Genomic DNA, 19,943 nt, shown 5'->3' with positions numbered 1-19,943 from the left:
CCCATAATATTCCAATAAGAATTCCTTGATTTTATTTGACAGTTTCCAAAAATGCTTTAGAATAGATTATAGAATTATAGCAATAAAGGAGGAATCTCTTGTGATGAAAAAGAAAATTGTCGCCTCTCTTTTATCATTAAGTATGCTGGCTTGTGCTTTTGCATCAACATATATAGTCAATGCTACTGATTTTGAAGGTCAAGAATCCAAATATATTAAACTATGCTCTTCTTCAAAATTAACGAGTAATCAGCAAACAACATGTAAAGAGTTTAATAGTTATTTATATGAAAAAAATAAAGAATTAAAACAAGAAGCTTCTCAGGCTAAAAAAGAAGCTGAAGATACAAAAGATGATCTTGCAAAAATTGCTGATCAAATTTCACAAATCGATACCAAAATAGAATCAGCTCAAAGTGAACTCAACTATGTTCAAGATAGTATAGATAAACTCAAAAAAGAAGTTGAAAAACAAAGTGAACAACTTCAAGAACGTTTGTATAGTATGCAAACAACTTTAAATTCTCATATTTTTACAACTTATATTTTTGGAGCAGACACTTTTTCTGATTTTATGAGTCGTGTCATTAATATCAAAGAAATTACAAATTATGATAATGAATTGATTGCTCAAATTAATGAAAATTTAAAAGAAGTTGAAAAGCAAGAAACAACTTTAAAAAATCTAAAGGATTCTTTAGAAGCTGACAAAAAAGAACAGGCTAGTCTACAAAAAACATTCCAAGCTAAACTGACTGAACAAAATAAAACAATTGCCAACAATAATTCTGAAGCAGCAGCAAATCAAGAATCTATCGAAACTATCCAAAAGAATTTAGCAGCCATTCAAAAGGCATCAAATGCTTCAAAGGTCAATAATGTCACACAGGCAACACCAAATAAAAAGCCTTCTTCTTCATCTGGTTCTCAATCAACACAAAAGCCAAGTGAAGATCAAAATGAATCTAATCAAAGCAATTCAAATCAAAATGATGAAAAAGAAGATAACAATAATAACAATGAAAACAATAACAACAATAATCAGGAAAACAACAACAATACAACCCCTGGTGACAGCCTAACATCTAGTGAAGAACTTGGTTTAGCCATTGCAAATAAAGCTTTATCACGTCAAGGTTACATGTATGTATGGGGTGGTGGACACAGTTGGAGCAGTATTCAAAATCCTAATTGGACACAATTTGATTGTTCTGGATTAGTCAATTGGTCACACTATCAGGCAGGAGTCAACTTAGGACGTATCCATTATACTGGTTCACTCATCAATGCTGGAACAGGTATATCAAGAAGTGAATTACAAGCAGGCGATATTATTCTCTTTAGTAGTAATGGACAAGCCAGTGGTGTTCACCATGTAGGCATTTATATTGGAAACAACCAAATGGTTCATGCACCATCTACGGGGCAACCTGTCCAAGTCGCTAATTTAAGTTATAGTTATTGGCAAAATGAATGGTATACTTGCCGTCGTTTATATTAGACATCCTTGAGATGTCTTTTTTTCATGCAAAAAAGCGATATTTTCTATCGCTTTTACAATCTTAAATCTTTGTTTTTAGATAACAATGATGCTGCTGCCTCATCACAAATCACTGTAAAATTAGGATGAAGTTTCAAAATCGTTGCAGGAACTTCTTGACTGATTGGTTCTTCTATAAAACGCTTGAATATCTCTGCTTTTTCTTGACCATCTACAATCATCACTAAATGTTTAACACGCATTAAACTTTTAGCTCCCATTGTAATCGTATAAGGTTGTCGAGGTCTTTCACCATAAGTTGGATTCACTGCCAATTTATCTTTATATTCCATACAGTAAGTGTAACTGTCAAACTGCGTACAACGTGGACAGTTACCACAAAAATGGCCATCATGTCCAAGTCCAATCACCATCACATCTATGCCTCCAGCCTGTCTAATCTGCCAATCATAATCCTGCCAGTTATCTAATGAAATACGGTGGATATGTTCTTTGGAAATATGTGCTGGTTCAAAAAACATTTCTTTCATCTCAGCCCAGTTTGTTCCATATTTTTCACCTATATATGGATTTTCATCAAATAAATAATATTCAATATCTTTAAATTTTTCTTGATCTTTAATGAGTGGAATCATCATCTTATATAACATACGTGGAGTTCTACCAGAAGTTAAAGAAATATTCACCCTCTTATCTTGCAGCATAGCTCCAAGCAAAATATACATAGCATTCTCACTCATTGCTTTCAAATCTTTTTCAATAACCAATTTCATAATAACATTCTCCTTTATCTTTTTTTCTCTTTTTTTATGAACATTCCTATTGTCAGTCCAATCATCATTCCTAAACTAATTCCTAAAGCAACACCTAAATCACGAAATAATAAGGCTCCAGCACATATTCCTAGTCCTATGCCTTCTGACATATAATTTTCATTATAGATTTTATTATTTTTACGATAATAAACAAAAATAGTCACCAAACAAATTCCCATAATAATAAAATACCAAATAATTGTCATCAGCATCACTCCTATGCACCATGATTTATAGCTTCATCAACAAAACTTCCAATCTTGGGATTAAAACAATACCTTTTCACTTTTTTATTTATACAACTCTAAACTTTTCTTACTACTTAAAAAGCCTTATTTTCAAAATAGAGACTTGATGAACATATACTGAATCATTATCAACTCTCATATGTACTACTCAAAATCATTATTTTCAGACTCCCACTGTTATTCTTTCTATATTTATTTTACTCTATATTTCTTTGACTATCAATTCATAACTATCAGTCATATAAAAATTTCATATTCATCCACTTTTATGAACATTCTATAGCTTTACACAATAAACAAGCATCATTTTTATTATAAATATATTGTAAAAAAATAACCACATCAAATGTGGCTATTTATGATATGTTTCATGTCTTATAATTTTAAATGCACGATAAATCTGTTCAACTAAAATCAAACGCATTAATTGATGTGGAAAAGTCATTTGTGAAAAGCTAATACGTGCATTGGCTCTTGTTAGTACATCTTCTCCATGTCCCAATGATCCACCAATGACAAAATCAATCGTACTTTTTCCATTAATCATACAATCTTCAATACGTTCAGCAAATTGAATTGAATCTAATTCTTTACCTTGAACATCTAATAAAATCATATAATCATCTTGTTTAACTTTATCTAAAATACGTCTTCCTTCTTTAGATTTTACAATTGTTTCTTCAGCTAATGAAGGATTTTCAGGTATTCTTTCATCTGCAACTTCAATCACTTCAATATCTGAATAAGCTGATATTCTTTTTAAATATTCTTTGATTCCATCATCTAAATATTTTTCTTTTAATTTTCCAACACAAATCAATTTAATTTTCATAGTTTCCTCCTGATACAACGTCAATTTGACTTGCTACTTTTATATTTGAAAAAGCAATATTTTCCTTAGCAAATATTTGTTCATATGTTGCAAGAGCTTTTTCTTTTGTATTTGCTTCCTGTGATAAATGAGCTAATACTATTTCTTTTGTATTGTCCCCTATCATTTCACACATTAAATGCGCACTATATTCATTATTTAAATGTCCTTTGTCATTAAGAATTCTATTCTTTAAAAACATCGGTCTTTTTGTCGCCATCAACATTTCAATGTCATGATTACTTTCAATGATATAGTAATCTAAATTTTGCATATATTGACGATTTTTTTGTGACACATAACCCGTATCAGTCATATATAATAACTTTTCATTCTGACTGGAAATCACAAATCCAATAGGATCACTGGCATCATGTGATGTTCTCAATGTTAAAACATCAAAGACACCGAATTGACGATGCGTATAAGGTTCTAATGTGTGATATTCATCTAAATCCTTAATATTCTTTTTAGCACTATAAATTTTTCCTGTATCAAAAATATGAATATTTTTATTATGATCATAATGATCATGTGTTAAAAAGACATAAGTAATATCTTCTTCATGAAATCCTAACTGATTTAATTTAAATAAAAGTTGTTTTCTAGTAATACCACAATCAATCAATATCCCACATTGCTGATCATAAATAAATGTAGCATTACCTTTTGATCCACTTGCTAAAACATGAAATTCCATAGTTCAACTCCTTTGTGATTCTATTATACAAATTCAACCATAAAAAAACAACTTTTTCATATATGAAAAATTTAACAAGAAATTAAAAATGTGATAAAATAGTAGTATCAAAGGAGGGGTATTTTATGCCTAGAATTATTACTATTGCAAGAGAATACGGATCTGGTGGTCGTTTAATTGCACAACGCGTTGCAGAAAAATTAGGAATCTTTTATTACGATAATGAAATTATAGATCTTGCTGCCAGAGAATTGGGATTTGATGTTGATACAATTCGTAAAGTTTCTGAAGAAAAATCATCAAGTTTTATGTATACTCTTTCTTCGACTGCTTTTACCCTACCATTAAACGATCAGGTTTTTGCAATGCAGTCTAAAATCATCCGTCATATTGCTGAAAATGATACATGTATTATTGTCAGTGGTTGCGCTGATTATATTCTAGAAGATTTTGATGATGTTTTAACTGTCTTTGTTCATGCACCATTTGAATCAAGAGTAAGACGTGTTAAAGAAGACTATAAAGAAAAACACGAAGATTATAAAAAATTTGTTATGAAAAAAGATAAAGCAAGAAGTAATTATTATAATTATTATACGACTAAAAAATGGGGTCAATTAAAGAATTTTGATTTAACTATCAATAGTGATTTTGGTATTGAAGAAGTGGCTGATATTATTGTTGCTTTATATAAGAAAGGTGAACATAAAAATAAATAATAGTGAAAAAGAAAAACCTGCATAAGCAGGTTCTTTTTATTTAAGTCCGTATTTTTTATTGAATTTTTCTACACGTCCATCAGCACTAGCAAATCTTTGTTTTCCTGTATAGAATGGATGACAATTTGAACATGTATCAACACGAATTTCGTTTAATACTGATCCAGTTTCAAATTCAGCACCACAAGAAGTACAAACGACTTTTACTTTTTTATAATCTGGATGAATTCCTTTTTTCATTTTTCATTTCTCCTTCCGCCTTGAAATATTTGCTACTTCAAAGTAAGTTGCTCAATTATAATATCATTTCTTGACGATAAAAACAATAGTTTTTTTATTTTTTATTCATCAATATGATATCTTGTAATATGAGCCCCTAATGTAATTAATTTATGATCAATGTTATCATAACCACGATCAATATGATAAACGTTTGTAATTTCAGTTCTTCCTTCAGCAATAAGTCCAGCAATAACCAAAGCTGCACCACATCTTAAATCAGTAGCCTCAACTCTTGTTCCATGCAATGGTGTTGGACCATGAATCACACTGGCTGCTTCTTCTAAATCAATATGAGCTCCCATTTTATTAAGCTGTGGACAATGTTTAAAACGTTCAATATAAATCGTTTCTTTCACATGCGAATCACCCTGTGCCTGTGTTAAAAGTGTTGTTAAAGGTTGTTGTAAATCTGTCGCAAAACCAGGATAAATCTGCGTTTTAACATTAACTGGTTTTAAAGCATCATCTCGACCATAAACAACAATACTATCTCCTACAACATCCATTTTAATTCCCATTTCTTTTAACTTTGAAATTAAAGCTTCTAAGTGTTGAGGAATAATATTTTGAACAATAACCTTTTCACCCGCTGCTGCAGCAATAATCAAGAATGTTCCAGCTTCAATACGATCAGGAATAATTTCATGAAAAGTTCCACTCAAATGATCAACTCCATCAATCGTAATTGTATCCGTTCCTACACCTCTGATTTTTGCTCCCATTTTTGTAAGCAAATTGGCAACATCAATAATTTCAGGTTCTTTCGCTGCATTTTCAATGACTGTTTTTCCTTGAGCACGCACTGCTGCCAACATAATGTTGATTGTTGCTCCAACAGAAGCAAAATCTAAATAAATAGAATTTCCTACTAATTCTTCTGCTTCTAATAAATACGTATCATCTTCATATGTGATTTTTGCTCCTAAAGCTTCAAATCCTTTTAAATGAAGATCAATAGGACGTGGTCCTAAATAACATCCTCCAGGCATTTTAATTTTGACTCTTTTATATTTTCCTAGTAATGCTCCCATAAAATAATAAGAAGCTCTTAACTTGTTCACTGCATCACTTACTAAAGGTATATCTTCCATATGAGTTGGATCTACTTTAATACGTTCTCCATCTATTTCTACATCACATTTTAATTCTCTTAAAAGTGTTGCTAAAGCTGCAACATCTGAAATTTCTGGGACTCCTAATATTTCTACTGGTCCATCTGACAAAACTGCTGCTGGAATCAATGCTACTGTTGCATTCTTTGCTCCGCTAATTCTTACTGTTCCATTTAATTTATATCCACCATCAATCGCAATTACTTCTGCCATCTGTTTATTTCCTTTCTACTTATTTATATATATCTAATCAATATTTATGACACTATTTTTCTTTTTAATGAGATTATACACATTTATATCGTTAATATCAAAACAATTTCAAAAAAATTTTCGACTTCATTATATCATTCAAATGGACATATCACAATCTTATTTCATATTTATTTCTCATAAAATATCTCTATCATATTAATACTTTTATAAATCATTTTATTGCATTTATTTCAAAAAAAATCTTTACACTTTATTTGAGAGTGCTATACTTATAGTATAGTCAAAAATGGTCCGTTGGTGAAGTGGTCAACACACTAGGTTCTCATCCTAGCATTCAGGGGTTCGAAACCCCTACGGACTACCAGTAGAAATCAAAAAAGTCCGATAAAATGGACTTTTTTTCATTTTAAAAGTACCCGCGACACTCATACGACACTTATTTAGAAAAAAACATAGTTTATGACTACTTGTTTATGCTCATCACAATTATAATAGACATTCTAAATCCCCCAATCTTTTCAACATGCGTCTTGATCGTTCATCATTTTTTTCACTAGCAATATCATCAAGATCCATTATGCATTCGATAATATCTTTTGTGTTATCTAACTTTATACTATTATTATTTATACAGCATCTTTGAGCATTAACACATCTCAATATATAATCAATCATGCTCATATCATTTTCTAATGCATCATTCATTATTTTTTTCTCTTCTTTACTGACTCTTAATTCAATTCTTTTTTCATCATATTACATCTCCTCACATTTTATCCCTAGTATGCATTTTTGTCCGTACATATTCAATATATACAGATATATTCACATATTATTATCTTGATTTTAATAATAATATATTTTTATATCTACTGATTTTTAAATATAAAAAATAAAAGGAGTTGAAAAACAACCCCTAACATATTATTTTACTTTCAATTTTAATGATGATTTAATAAATACAGCTTCAGTAATTGTTATTAGTTTATTATTATCATCTATAATATACGAAAAAGCTAGTGAACGTATATAAAACGACCTTACAATATCATTGTTATGAATAACTGGATATAATCTAGGATTTTCTTTTAAAACATTTATTTTTTTCCTGTAATTCATCTTTGATTCTCATTCTATTTTCTAATAAAAACATACTGACTTCTGTAGAAACAATAACCTTATACACATTAAAGCTCTGATTCTTCCAAAATAGTAAAAAATTCTTCTTCAGTATGTGTTTTTATTTTCCCTTCTTTGATGAGCTTATATTTTTCTAAAGTTCTATTCTCAAATTCTTCATCAATACTATCATTATAAATTTTTATCATTTTTGTTAATAAATCTGTAGGTATTTTAGAAATACCATTAGAAGTTGGAAAATCATTTACATTCAATTTAGAATCCATGAATATCACCTCTGCTTATAATATACCATAATATCAAAGAAAAATATACTCTTAAATTAGAGATAAAACATATGACATCGAATATCAAGGAAAGATCTTTTTTATCCACATATTTAGAAACTGTATTTATTATAATATCATTAGTATATATCCAATTAAATTAAAAAGAATTGAAAAAATATTTTTAAGTCTATATTAAAAGTAGTTAAAATTAAAAATTTACATATTAATTTACGATACTCATTTAGAAAAAACATAGTTTATAACTTCTTATTTATGATGATTATTTATATAAATATAAAAGCAACTTAATTGACGTTCAAAAATACATTAAAAATATTCCTCCAATCATAATATCGTCTAGGAATAAAATTTCATTTTTCAATTGACGTATTTTATCATTCTTTGTGGCACACTAGAAGTGGGAACTATATGAGTAAATAAAAATACTCAAAGAGAAAGAGAACTGCGCCAATAGGACTTTAAATAATTGAAGGGTCCAGATTTTAATCATTGATCTTTAAAACATCTATAAATACTAAAATGATAATATGTATATTTCATTGCGAAAATAATTTTTTACTCATATAATAAAGAATAGAGATTATAAAATCAATCTATATGAAATGAGATTTGACACTCATATCATTTATAATTAAAAAAAGAATCACGAATGATTCTTTGATAACTTTATGGCTGGGGTACTTGGATTCGAACCAAGGAAATGTCAGATTCAGAGTCTGATGCCTTACCACTTGGCTATACCCCAATCACAAAATCTATTATATATCTTTTTTTTAAAGGAGTAAAGAAAAAAATGAAAATACGCACACGTTTTGCACCTAGCCCTACTGGTTACATGCATATTGGTAATTTAAGAACAGCTTTATATTGTTATTTAATCGCCAAAAAGAATAATGGAGATTTTATTTTAAGAATTGAAGATACTGATCAAAAAAGAGAAGTCAGTAATGCCAGTCAATTGATATATCAGACTTTAGAAGAAACAGGTCTACATTATGATGAAGGTCCTCAAATGGGTGGTCCTTATGGACCTTATATCCAATCACAAAGATTAGATATTTATCATCATTATGCTCAAGAATTAATTCGTAAAGGTGGTGCCCATTATTGTTTTTGTTCAGGTGAAATCAAAGAACAAGATCCTTGTATTCATTTAAGTGATGAAGAAATTCAACAAAAGATTCAAAATGGTACTCCTTATGTTATTAGACAAACCATTCCTCAAACAGGTATAACGACTTTTGATGATGAAGTCTATGGACATATTGAAGTTGAAAACAAAACCTTAAATGAAGGTATTCTCATTAAAAGTGATGGCTATCCTACATATAATTTTGCAAATGTTATTGATGATCATCTCATGAACATCACTCATGTTGTAAGAGGAAATGAATATCTTTCCAGCACTCCTAAATATAATCTGATTTATCAAACATTAGGTTGGGATATCCCCACTTATATTCACCTTCCTACCGTCAATAAAGATGAAACACATAAATTAAGTAAACGTGATGGTGATGCATCTTATTATGATTTAAAAAATCAGGGTTTTTTAACTGAAGCTATTATGAATTATATTGCACTTTTAGGATGGGCTCCTGAAGGTTGTGAAATCTTATCTTTAAATGAATTGATTGAACAATTTGATATTCATCATATTTCTAAAGCTCCTGCTATTTTTGATATAGAAAAATTAAAATGGATCAATGGTATGTATTTACGCAATATGCCTTTGCAGGATTTTCATAAACTTTTATTACCACACTATTCTTTTATTCATCAATCTGTTAATTTATTAGAAGTCTCTCGTGTCCTACAACCACGTTTACTTCAGGTCAATGATGCAATCATTCAAGAAACATTAGACTTTATCAATCAGGCATATCCATTTGATATTCAAGTCTATTCTCATAAAAAATTTAAAACAAATCCTGAAAAATCACTCAATGCTCTCTTATTAGTACAAAACCATTTGCATGAAATATCAGATTTTCAAAATGATGAAAATATTCTTCAATTCTTTATCAATCTTGCTAAAGAAAATGGTATGAAAAATGGTCAAATCATGGAACCTGTCAGAGCTGCCTTAACTCATAAACGTTCTAGTGCTGGTGGTGCCGTTGAACTAGTCCACATATTCGGAAAAGAAGAAACATTGAAACGTCTGAATCAAGCTATTCAAAATCTTAAAGATTCTCTATAAATACAGATAATTCATTTACTTCACAGATAATCTTTCAATAATATGAACACTTAATAACTCTGTGGTTGGAATATAATCCTTTCTTTGAATACGATCAACCAGTCTGTATACAGCCTCTTTTCCCATACTTTCTTTTTGAACTTGTAATGTTGTTAAAGGGGGAATCATTTTTTGTGCTAAAGGTATGTCATCAAATCCTGTTACTCCAATATCATCAGGAACTTTCAAACCTAATTTTGTTAAGGCCTGTATAACTATAAAAGCATTTGAATCATTAGCACAAATAAGTACTTCAGGTAATTCTTTCGATTGTAAAAGAGATACAATACGATCTATCTGATGGTGAAGAATGTACTTTTCAATATTTTCTAAAAAAGAATATTTATGAATATATTGTTCATCACAATACCCATTGATCAAATGATGATGAATAAGCGCTTCCTTATATCCTATAAAGCGATCTTGAAAACTCAAAGAATAGTTCAAATCACCAAAAAAGCCAATCTTTTTGTATCCTTTTTGAATAACATAGTTTGTAATCATATACCCACCTTGCTTATTATGAGTGAGTATACAATCACAAGCATCATACAATGAAGTAAAATCAACTAATACAATTGGTATTCCTGTATTTTTTAATGTTTTTAGATTTCCAGAAGAGATTTTTCCAACAATCAAAATACCTGCTACTTTTCTTTCTAAAATACATTCAGGGATATCCATATTGGCATCTTCAAAATAGTGCATAATGGAAGAATAGCCTAAAATCTTAGCCTCTTCTACAATAGATTTTAAAACAATGGAATAAAAATGGCCTGCATCTGCATAATAACTTTGCATCATAATACATATATTTGATCTAGAAAAAACAGATAAATATTTTCGCTTTTCATTAATATATCCCATTTCATCAGCCGTACGTAAAATAAGCAAACGCATTTGATCACTCACACCTGGTTTATCATTTAAAGCAATGGATACAGCATTAATCGAAATATTCAATTTTTCAGCGATATCTCTCATTGTTACCTTCATCTTTAATTCCTCTTATTCTCATTATTATTTTCATTATATCTTTTTAAAAATATTTTATAATTGTTTTTATCTTTTATAGTATATCATTATCAAATAGAAAAAACCATGTCGTTATGATATGATGTCCGCCCTTAATAAAATACTGTTAAGGGCGGTTACCATATCAATTATAACATGGCTTTTTTATAATTCTTCTCCATTTGTTTCAATGACATGTTTGTACCAATCAAAAGATTTTTTCTTCATTCTTTTCATATCTTTTAAATCATTATTTTTACGATTGACATAAATCATCCCATATCTTTTATTCATATTAGCACGGCTGCTTAAAATATCAACTGGTCCCCAGACAAGATATCCTCGACAATCTACACCTTCTTCAACTGCTTTTTTCATTTCTTCAATATGCTTACGCATATAATCTATACGATAATCATCAATGATTTCACCATTTTCATTGATTTCATCATCACAACCAAAGCCATTTTCAACTACATAGATAGGCATTTCATAACGATCGTATAATTGACGTAAAGTAATTCTTAATCCAACAGGATCAATTGACCATCCAAAATCAGACATTTCCAAATATGGATTTTTCTTAATTACAACATCATTGACATTTGTTAAACTTTGTTCTCCATAATGAGAAATTGTAGACATATAGTAACTAATAGATAAATAATCAGTTTTTCCTAATTTTAAAATATCTAAATCTCCATCAAGAATTTCAGGCATTGTTCCTTCATTTTTCATATTTGCATAGTAATAAGAATTATAATGTCCTCTTGCAAAAACATCTAAGAAAACATAAGCTTCACTTTGTGCTTTCATACTTTCAAGTGTATCTAAAGGATGACAAGTTTCAGGGTAACTTTGAACAACAGTTGCCATTCCCATGACTTTTCCACCTTTTTGGTGAATATAATCATTAACTAAGCTATGTGCAATCAAAGTATTATGCATAATTTGATTATCAAATGTTTGTGGGTTCATCCCTTCAGGACATACTCCACCAAAAAACATTTTAGGTCCTTTTTGAAGAATACCATTTTGTTCATTAAAAATAATCCAATAATTAACTTTATCATTATATCGATCTACAATTTTTTTGCATAATTCTACAAAAATATCAACAACTTTTCTATTCGCAAAACCATTATATTTTTCTTGTAAATAAACTGGCATTTCAAAATGATATAAAGTTGGAATAGGTTCCATTCCTCTTTCTTTTAAGGCATCAATAAATTCATCATAAAATTGGAAACCTGCTTCATTATAAGTATTTTCATCACTCATCAATCTAGACCAGTCTATAGAAAAACGATAAGCATTAAATCCCATTTCTTGAAATAAATCAAAATCTTCTTTATATCTATGATAACTATCAATACCATCTTTAAAATCTGAGAAATCACCTGTTACAGTTAAATCACAGACAGCTGGAACTTTTCCTCCTTCCTGATAAGCTCCTTCACTTTGATGAGCAGTGACTGCCCCACCCCATAAAAAATCTTTTCTTAACATCGTTCATCCTCCTTTATTTTACTTTTATTTTTTCATCAATTTACTTGAAATTCAATGAAAAATAACTTGAATTTTTAATAAAACTATCTTGTATAATTAAACATTTTCCCATCATATTTTTCATTCAATGTCTGTTGACTGGTAAAAACACACGAAAAATTGTCATGAAAAACATGAAATGAATCCAATGGCTTGACTATGTCTAAGATTTTTTGATTGATTTCTTGAGATATACCAGTTTGCTGGCAAGCTTCACATTGCTCATCTGTTTTATAGAAAACATGAACTTGATCAAAAATAATTTTGATTTTCCATATATATGGTCTATGAATATTTTGTATTTCTTTTTGTACCTGGTTTAAAATTCTTTTTCTTATTTCATCTTCCAATGTATCATAACTGATAATCGAAGGACACTTTGTAGATATATGATGTTTTTGACAAAGTAATAAGAATTGTTCACGAATTTTCTGTTGCTTTGTTTCATCAAAATTTATACCATTCTTCATTTTTTGTTGATCATCATGATTCCATAATATGAGTTTCAATCTGGATTGATTATCATGTGTCTGATCATAAATAAAATCATAAAGTTTTAATTGAAAAACCTGCTCAAACCATTGTTCAAATTCTAATAAAAATAAACTTTTCTGTTCTGGATGACACAGCAAATTGAATGCATGTTGATATTGTTGTTCATTTAAAAGCATAAAATCACCTCTTGTCTATTATACAACAAAGAGATGTTTTTATCTCGATTTTATTTATTTTTAGTCTAAACTCTTTGACATAATAACAAACAAATCTCTTAATTTTGAACATGATGATGAAACGTTGGAGAAGTTTCATCCAATACCTGAAAAACATATCCCTGCTCAATGAGATAATCTAAAATATCTGGCAGTGCCTTGACAGTATTTTCTTGTGTTCCACTATCATGCATCAAAAACATAATATCTTCTCGATTCCCAATTTCTTCAATAGCTTTCTTTTTAAGACCATCAACCGTTTTAATCCCTTCTCCATCACCATTAATAGAAGTCCAATCATAATATTGATATCCTAAATCAATAACCTTTTTTGTTAAACGTGTCATGATACCATCATTATATTTCTTAGAAACAAGATTACTGGAACCACCTGGAAAACGTATAAAATTCACATTCATTCCAATTTGTTGATAAACAACATCCTTAATTTTATTTAAATCACTTATATAATTTTTTAAAGAACTATAAATATATTCATAATCATGACTATATGTGTGCAATCCTATTGTATGCCCTTTTTGATATGCTTCTTTAATATAATGAAAATCTTTAGGAGAAGTTCCTGTCACAAAAAAAGTTGCTTTAATATGATATTGATCTAGAATTTCTAGAATTTCTTTGGTGTTTGATGATGGACCATCATCAAAGGTTAAATAGCACGTTTTCTTCCCATCACTTAAAGCTTCACGGTTATCATATTGACTTAAAACTTCAATCTTTCTTATAAATGTATCCTCATTACGCGATTGATCCTTAACATGATAATAAACTTCATATTCTCCAATTTTACGAATATTCAGTTTAGAATCATCAATGGTTAATACTGGTGAATCATCATGATCATCTTTAACAATGACATCTTTTTTTAAATCAATTTCATCTCCAATCAATAATGTAATGGGTGTCAAACCACTCACTACTGGTGGCTGTTCATCTTTTGCCTGAACTTGTACATAGGCACTTTTCTCTGATTTATTTCCATAACTATCTTCCACAACAACTACAACTTTATAAGTTTTCACTTCATGAAAAGTATAATTTTGCTGAAAATAAACTTCTGTTTTAGAATCATCACGAATGTTTTTAACCAATTCTTTTGCAGATATTGTTTCATCTTTCAAAATTGTCTTATTTTGTGTTTCAAATTGTGGAGATAACATATCATCAACATAAACAATTAAAGTAAAAACTTTTTGATGATAAGAATAGACTATTTTATATTGACCAAGTTGACTATTATCAACTTGATTATCAATCTTGATTTCATCTTCTTCGATATGTGAAAGTTTTTCAATATATTGTAGCGGTTCAACTTCCTGATATAATGCTAAATGAATTTCTTTATCCACAAAAGTTATACGTGGCTGTAAAAACAGATAAACAATTAAGACAATCAAACAAAATACAAAAGTATAAAAAAAGACTTTTTTCATATGTATCACCAAGATACTATATGAATGAAAAGTCTTTTTTAGTCCTCCTGTTGAAAATATTCTTCAATGATTTGTCTTTCACTAAAAGGTAATGGTTCTTCATCCAAAATCTGATAATCTTCATGCCCTTTTCCTAGACACAAAATAATATCATGAGCTTCAGCATGCTCAAGAGCATAATGAATGGCTTGTTGACGATCTTCTATAACAATATATTCCCCATTTTCTTTATTGATCCCCTCAATAATATCCTGACAGATTTTTTGTACTGATTCGCCACGTGGATTATCTGCTGTTAAAATAGAGAAAGCATGATATTTTGCGACAATTTCTCCAGCTCCATAACGTCTATGCACATCTCTATGTCCACCTAATCCATAGACACAATAAATACGGTGAGGATGATATTCACTCATAGTCGATAAGATACTATCAAAAGATAACGCATTATGTGCATAATCAATAAAAACTGTATATGGACGAGGAACTGGTACCATTTCTACACGTCCTTTTACACTGACTTGTTTTAAAGCTTCTTGGATATAAGGAACATCTATATCTAAAAGATGACATATCATAATTGCAACTAATGAATTATAGACACTAAATTTTCCAGGTGTATTCGTTTGAAATGATGCTGAAATGACACCATTTGTATCAAATGTCACACCTAATATATTATCTTGACGATAAAGATTGATGTTGCAAGCCTGTAAATCACTTTCCTGATCTATAGAATAAGTTTGAATCTGACAGTGAGCACGATCTATCATATCTAAATAATGTTCATCATCCTTGTTGAATAAACCAATGCGACACATTTGAAACAATTGTTTTTTACATGACATATAATGTTCAAAAGAGCGGTGCTCATTTTCACCAATATGATCAGGTGATAAATTCGTAAAAACACCTATATCAAAATCAATACCTGTTACACGGTCTAACATAAGTCCCTGTGATGAAACTTCCATAACACAATATTCACAACCTGCTTCCACCATTTCATGCATTAATTTTTGCAGTTCAAAAGATTCAGGTGTAGTATTCTTTGTTTTCCTAAATTCACCATTTACAATAGAACCAATTGTTCCAATAATGCCGACTTTTTTATGAGCCTTTTCTAAAATAGAAGCTACCATATAAGATGTTGTTGTTTTCCCTTTAGTTCCAGTAATCCCGATGACTTTCATTTGACGACTTGGATGATGAAAGAAAGCACAAGAAAGTAACGCTAAAGCCTTTCTTGCATTATCAACTAATAAATAAGTGATTCCCTCCTGATATTCCACTGGATGCTCAATCACAATAACCTTTGCACCTTTTTGAATAACCTGATCAATAAAAGAGTGTCCATCAACCTTTGCGCCAGGAATACAAACAAATAGACTGCCTGATTGAACTGTTCTGGAATCATAATCTATTTGTGAAACTTCTTCATCTAAATGTCCTTGAATGAACTGATAATTCATTTCATCTAGTAATTCATTTAATTTCATTTTCCTCACCATTCCTCATTTGATATCTATCTTTAAATTTGAGATATTTGTAAATCCCCATTTTTTATGTAATTTAATTTTCTAAATGCTTTATATATACTATAACAAACAACCATTGGCAAAACAACATCTATCAAAAACAGTGGTATCCAATAAGTTGTTGCCATGATTGAAAATGAATCCGTTAATCCTAATAATCCTGTTAGTCCCATAGCTGAACCTTGAACATTGCAACGTAAAGAAAAAAGCACTGAAATCATTCCACTTAACATACTGGCAAGTAGTGGTGGTATCCATATAACAGGTCGTTTGACAATATTTTTAAACTGTAAAAGACTTGTCCCTAAACCAATAGCCAAAACTTCACCAAAACGATTATCATTCATTGACATCACAGCAAATCCAATCATTTGACTACATACTCCAGCCAGTACAGCTCCTAAAACAACACCATTAAAATCAACCATTATACTTGTTAGAAGTAAAGATGAAAGTGGTGATGTTGTGATGACACCAGCTAATAAAGCAACTAGCATTCCCATTAAAACAGAAGGCATAGTCGCACATTGTTTCATTACACTATTGAGCCAGAAAGAAATTTGATGCATAAATGGTCCTATAAGCCAGACAACCAAACCAGCACAGCCAATTGACATAACTGGTACCAGCCAAATATCAAAAGGTGTTTTTCCCTGTACCAAACGCCCTACTTCAATTGCTAAAATGACAGCTATATAAGCTAACAATGGATTCCCCGTCGCAAGCGATATCTGACCGCCATCTACAACAATTGTTCCGGCACCGATCGTTCCAGCCAGCAATGCCGTCAACAAATTCATCCCTCTAGCATCAATACATAAGCCCATTGCAATACCAATGGCAGGTCCCATTAAATAACCAAGCATGACTCCCCATTGATAAAGCATATTGATATGAATAGCCGTCCCAATCTGTTTCAAGATGATACCAAAGACAACACTCACAAAATAGCCATATGCCAATCCATTCAATGTTCTTACAATATAATTTTCATGTCTATTTCTTGCCATCCTGTTTTTCCTCTTTTCTTTGATGATTCATTAATGCAGGGAAAGCTTTCATAATACGACGCTCACTCATAGATTTATCATGTATCCATTGACGATAACTTGAGATATCATTTTCTTTCCATAAATCCATTAATTCATTAAAACTGTGTTTACTTTGTTCAACATCATCAATCAATTTTTGCATTGATGATTCTATATCCTTCATAAATTCATCTAAACGTTCATCCAAATGTGTCAATGATACGACTGTAAAAATAAGATCAATAATAAATATTGTCGTTAACATTGTTGCTATCACAACCAATGTAATTAAGCCATGTTGCATGATTTTTTCTAACAAATAAGGTTGAACAAATTTCACTGCAACAACACTAAAAACACCAAAAACTAAAAAACCTTCTAAACAAACTCTTCCATTAACATGAAAAGCTTTATCAGAATAATCCCACCATCTTCTATGATAAAGTTTCTCCATAGCCCATGATGTTATATATTCAATCACACAGGCCACAAATGCTCCTTCAATAAAAACAGATAAATAACTTTCATTAGCAGAAAATAAAAGAGAGACAGTGATGGCTCCAAAACCATATATTGGAACAATAGGTCCATTTAAAAAGCCACTATTTTTAATTCTATGACGCGTCATAATTGGACATATCAAAGATTCCCAGATCCATCCTGCAAAACCATATATATAAAAAGTTACAATATAAGCACTAATATATTTTTCCATAATAAACTCCTTATCTAGAAATATTATACTTCGTTTTTATGATTAAGCAAGAAAAAAACTGCTTACGCAGTTTCATTGATATTGAATATTTTGTTGTCTATTTAATGGGTAGATGGATAATTGTGAAGCAGAAACTTTATTTTTCATTTGAATACAATGAATTTGATTATTTTCATATGTCTTGTAATAATAAGCCCCTTCATTCATACTCATACAACAAGAATAAACCGTATAATCTTCTTGATTTTGCATTGTTTTTACTGAACCTTTGACCATTGCTACAGCATCTAAAATATGAAAAATCTGACTGACATTCTCTTCTTCTTTTTCACTCATCACAGCATTTTCCTTTAACCACAATGTTTTCACAAAACGTGAAGCAGGTGAAAAATCACCAGGAATACCGATTGTCCCAAATCCGTTTCCATAAGGCTTCAATGATTGGTCAGTTAAATGATCTTGAGGATAAGAAGATGTTAAATGCATATAGTTATGGACATTCCATTGATGATACGGATAAGGTGGATTGTTGGTTAAAATATGAAAAGCATCTTGATAAACCTGCAATCCTGATTCTGTTGATTCTAGAATCAGACTCTCTTTTTGATCGGCAATGATCCAATGTAAAGGTGCTAAAGGTAATTTTTCGTGGAATGGAATATCCAAAAGATGAAAATGATCAATGACCTTTTTGACCTCTTGTACGCTTTGATATTGCCCTAAGATATAGGGAATGAGTTCATAAGGCGTTATATTGGTTTTGTTGGCCTGTTCAGGAAAATAACGAGCATTCCCTGGAAAATATAAGCCAGCCATGCATAATCCCTTTTCATTCATAGCTTCAGCATATAATGGATAGTTTTCCATAACCGTTGCCATACCAATCATTGCATATTGATTTTTAAACAATGTTCCATTTTTTAATGGAAAAGAATAATGTCTTGGTGTCAATACAACCTGTTCACCAAATGTTGTTTCCAGATCTAAATTTCTACCAAAATACCCATTTAATTGAAATGCTGTACACATATCAAAATCACCTCATTACCATTATAGACCAATTTCTATCAAATAACAAAAAAACCTATATTGATATATAGGTTACATACATAATGGTGGAGCTTAGCGGTACTGATTCCAGTAAAGCTAAATCTCCAACTATTTTTTTGATAATATTTTTATCTATTTAAATTATAGCACAATAATCATCAGTTTTCAATCTTATTGTTTAAATTCTCTATTCTTAATGAAATTACGTAAATTGAAAAACTAAATTCCATCCCTAAATCAATTTATATGGAATTTAATTTTACAAATCCAATGATAGAATTTAATTCTGCAAACTTTTATAATAATAGTGGATATTCCTTCTACTGGAGGTGCTCATCATGGCTAATCAGAAACATTTAACTGCTCTTGATAGAATCACAATTGAAAATGGTCTAAAAAATAACGATTCTTTCAAGGCCATTGCCAAAAAACTCGATAAGGATTGTACTACCATTTCTAAAGAGGTCAAAAAGAATCTTTCTGTTCGTAAAACTGGTGCATTTGGTCGTTCCTTCAATAACTGTCTTTACAGATATACATGCAAGGAACGTAATTCTGCCTGTGACAACTGTCCAGTTATGAAATCTCAGCTCTGCAGATCCTGTACGCGCTGCATCTACGAATGCGGCAGCTATGTGGAAGAAATATGCCCTAGGCTTTCTAAGCCTCCATATGTCTGCAACGGATGTCCTGACATGAAAAAATGTACTTTGACAAAGCATATCTATTATGCACTTGAGGCCAACA

Annotated in this window: 20 protein-coding genes and 2 tRNA genes; 5 read left to right on the top strand and 17 right to left on the bottom strand. The window is 30.3% G+C overall.

Going from position 1 to position 19,943, the window contains the following annotated elements; translation table 11 throughout:
* The first annotated feature begins 103 nt into the window (after positions 1-103).
* Positions 104-1,501 (top strand): C40 family peptidase, encoded by a 1,398-nt coding sequence (locus B5G32_RS08895; RefSeq protein WP_087936442.1) that lies wholly within the window; start codon positions 104-106, stop codon positions 1,499-1,501.
* Between the two features lie 53 nt (positions 1,502-1,554).
* On the opposite strand, the gene B5G32_RS08890 is transcribed toward B5G32_RS08895, so the two are convergent.
* The 4 genes from B5G32_RS08890 to B5G32_RS08875 form a co-directional block, all read right to left on the bottom strand.
* Entirely contained in the window at positions 1,555-2,274 is a 720-nt protein-coding gene (locus B5G32_RS08890; protein WP_087936441.1) for a glucosamine-6-phosphate deaminase, read from the bottom strand.
* Positions 2,275-2,288: 14 nt separating this feature from the next.
* A complete protein-coding gene (locus tag B5G32_RS08885) occupies positions 2,289-2,522 on the bottom strand; it encodes a hypothetical protein (protein ID WP_087244795.1) in 234 nt (77 codons plus the stop codon).
* Between the two features lie 394 nt (positions 2,523-2,916).
* Positions 2,917-3,396: a 23S rRNA (pseudouridine(1915)-N(3))-methyltransferase RlmH gene (gene rlmH / locus B5G32_RS08880; RefSeq protein WP_087936440.1), complete on the bottom strand. Its 480-nt coding sequence runs from the start codon at positions 3,394-3,396 to the stop codon at positions 2,917-2,919.
* A complete protein-coding gene (locus B5G32_RS08875) occupies positions 3,386-4,135 on the bottom strand; it encodes an MBL fold metallo-hydrolase (protein WP_087244797.1) in 750 nt (249 codons plus the stop codon). Before B5G32_RS08875 ends, rlmH begins: the two co-directional genes overlap by 11 nt.
* Before the next feature lie 125 nt (positions 4,136-4,260).
* Here B5G32_RS08875 and B5G32_RS08870 point away from each other — a divergent pair, with 125 nt between their 5' ends.
* A complete protein-coding gene (locus B5G32_RS08870) occupies positions 4,261-4,854 on the top strand; it encodes a cytidylate kinase-like family protein (RefSeq protein ID WP_087244798.1) in 594 nt (197 codons plus the stop codon).
* A 36-nt stretch (positions 4,855-4,890) separates the two neighbouring features.
* Here the strand turns inward: B5G32_RS08870 and rpmE are convergent, their stop codons facing one another.
* Both rpmE and B5G32_RS08860 read right to left on the bottom strand, forming a co-directional pair.
* Positions 4,891-5,094: a 50S ribosomal protein L31 gene (gene rpmE / locus B5G32_RS08865; RefSeq protein WP_087244799.1), complete on the bottom strand. Its 204-nt coding sequence runs from the start codon at positions 5,092-5,094 to the stop codon at positions 4,891-4,893.
* A 101-nt stretch (positions 5,095-5,195) separates the two neighbouring features.
* Positions 5,196-6,461: a UDP-N-acetylglucosamine 1-carboxyvinyltransferase gene (locus B5G32_RS08860; RefSeq protein ID WP_087244800.1), complete on the bottom strand. Its 1,266-nt coding sequence runs from the start codon at positions 6,459-6,461 to the stop codon at positions 5,196-5,198.
* A 291-nt stretch (positions 6,462-6,752) separates the two neighbouring features.
* On the opposite strand from B5G32_RS08860, the gene B5G32_RS08855 reads away from it, so the two are divergent.
* Positions 6,753-6,828: transfer RNA gene (locus B5G32_RS08855), tRNA-Glu, on the top strand.
* A 122-nt stretch (positions 6,829-6,950) separates the two neighbouring features.
* Here B5G32_RS08855 and B5G32_RS08850 read toward each other — a convergent pair.
* The 3 genes from B5G32_RS08850 to B5G32_RS08835 form a co-directional block, all read right to left on the bottom strand.
* Positions 6,951-7,169, bottom strand: a complete 219-nt coding sequence (locus tag B5G32_RS08850; RefSeq protein WP_087936439.1) for a hypothetical protein — start codon at positions 7,167-7,169, stop codon at positions 6,951-6,953.
* Between the two features lie 482 nt (positions 7,170-7,651).
* The gene (locus B5G32_RS08840) at positions 7,652-7,870 is read right to left on the bottom strand and encodes a hypothetical protein (protein ID WP_087936437.1); all 219 of its coding nucleotides are present in this window, start codon (positions 7,868-7,870) and stop codon (positions 7,652-7,654) included.
* Between the two features lie 693 nt (positions 7,871-8,563).
* Positions 8,564-8,639: transfer RNA gene (locus tag B5G32_RS08835), tRNA-Gln, on the bottom strand.
* 48 nt (positions 8,640-8,687) lie between these two features.
* Between B5G32_RS08835 and gltX the strand changes: the two genes are divergently transcribed.
* Complete coding sequence (gene gltX / locus B5G32_RS08830; protein WP_087936436.1) at positions 8,688-10,097, top strand: glutamate--tRNA ligase; 1,410 nt, start codon at positions 8,688-8,690, stop codon at positions 10,095-10,097.
* 15 nt (positions 10,098-10,112) lie between these two features.
* On the opposite strand, the gene B5G32_RS08825 is transcribed toward gltX, so the two are convergent.
* From B5G32_RS08825 to bsh, 8 genes are all read right to left on the bottom strand, one after another.
* Entirely contained in the window at positions 10,113-11,132 is a 1,020-nt protein-coding gene (locus B5G32_RS08825) for a LacI family DNA-binding transcriptional regulator (RefSeq protein ID WP_087936435.1), read from the bottom strand.
* Between the two features lie 183 nt (positions 11,133-11,315).
* Entirely contained in the window at positions 11,316-12,659 is a 1,344-nt protein-coding gene (locus tag B5G32_RS08820; protein ID WP_087936434.1) for a glycoside hydrolase family 1 protein, read from the bottom strand.
* Between the two features lie 83 nt (positions 12,660-12,742).
* Positions 12,743-13,369 (bottom strand): hypothetical protein, encoded by a 627-nt coding sequence (locus B5G32_RS08815; protein WP_087244807.1) that lies wholly within the window; start codon positions 13,367-13,369, stop codon positions 12,743-12,745.
* Positions 13,370-13,467: 98 nt separating this feature from the next.
* Positions 13,468-14,862, bottom strand: a complete 1,395-nt coding sequence (locus B5G32_RS08810) for a polysaccharide deacetylase family protein (protein ID WP_087936433.1) — start codon at positions 14,860-14,862, stop codon at positions 13,468-13,470.
* Between the two features lie 38 nt (positions 14,863-14,900).
* On the bottom strand, positions 14,901-16,361 hold the full coding sequence (locus B5G32_RS08805; RefSeq protein ID WP_087244809.1) for a UDP-N-acetylmuramoyl-L-alanyl-D-glutamate--2,6-diaminopimelate ligase: 1,461 nt from the start codon (positions 16,359-16,361) through the stop codon (positions 14,901-14,903).
* 32 nt (positions 16,362-16,393) lie between these two features.
* Positions 16,394-17,410 (bottom strand): PTS sugar transporter subunit IIC, encoded by a 1,017-nt coding sequence (locus B5G32_RS08800; protein WP_087936432.1) that lies wholly within the window; start codon positions 17,408-17,410, stop codon positions 16,394-16,396.
* A complete protein-coding gene (locus tag B5G32_RS08795; RefSeq protein ID WP_087244811.1) occupies positions 17,397-18,146 on the bottom strand; it encodes a putative ABC transporter permease in 750 nt (249 codons plus the stop codon). The genes B5G32_RS08800 and B5G32_RS08795 overlap by 14 nt, the downstream gene beginning before the upstream one ends.
* Before the next feature lie 72 nt (positions 18,147-18,218).
* Positions 18,219-19,175, bottom strand: coding sequence for a choloylglycine hydrolase (bsh, locus tag B5G32_RS08790; RefSeq protein WP_087936431.1), 957 nt, complete (start codon positions 19,173-19,175; stop codon positions 18,219-18,221).
* Positions 19,176-19,534: 359 nt separating this feature from the next.
* Between bsh and B5G32_RS08785 the strand changes: the two genes are divergently transcribed.
* Positions 19,535-19,943, top strand: a 409-nt coding sequence (locus B5G32_RS08785) for a helix-turn-helix domain-containing protein (protein WP_143746625.1), incomplete at its 3' end; no start/stop codon positions are given.

The organism is Massilimicrobiota sp. An80 (assembly GCF_002159255.1).
Classification (GTDB): Bacteria; Bacillota_I; Bacilli_A; order Erysipelotrichales; family Coprobacillaceae; genus Allocoprobacillus; species Allocoprobacillus merdigallinarum.
Note: the sequence above shows the minus strand (reverse complement) of the source record. Positions and strands in the feature narration are given on the sequence as shown.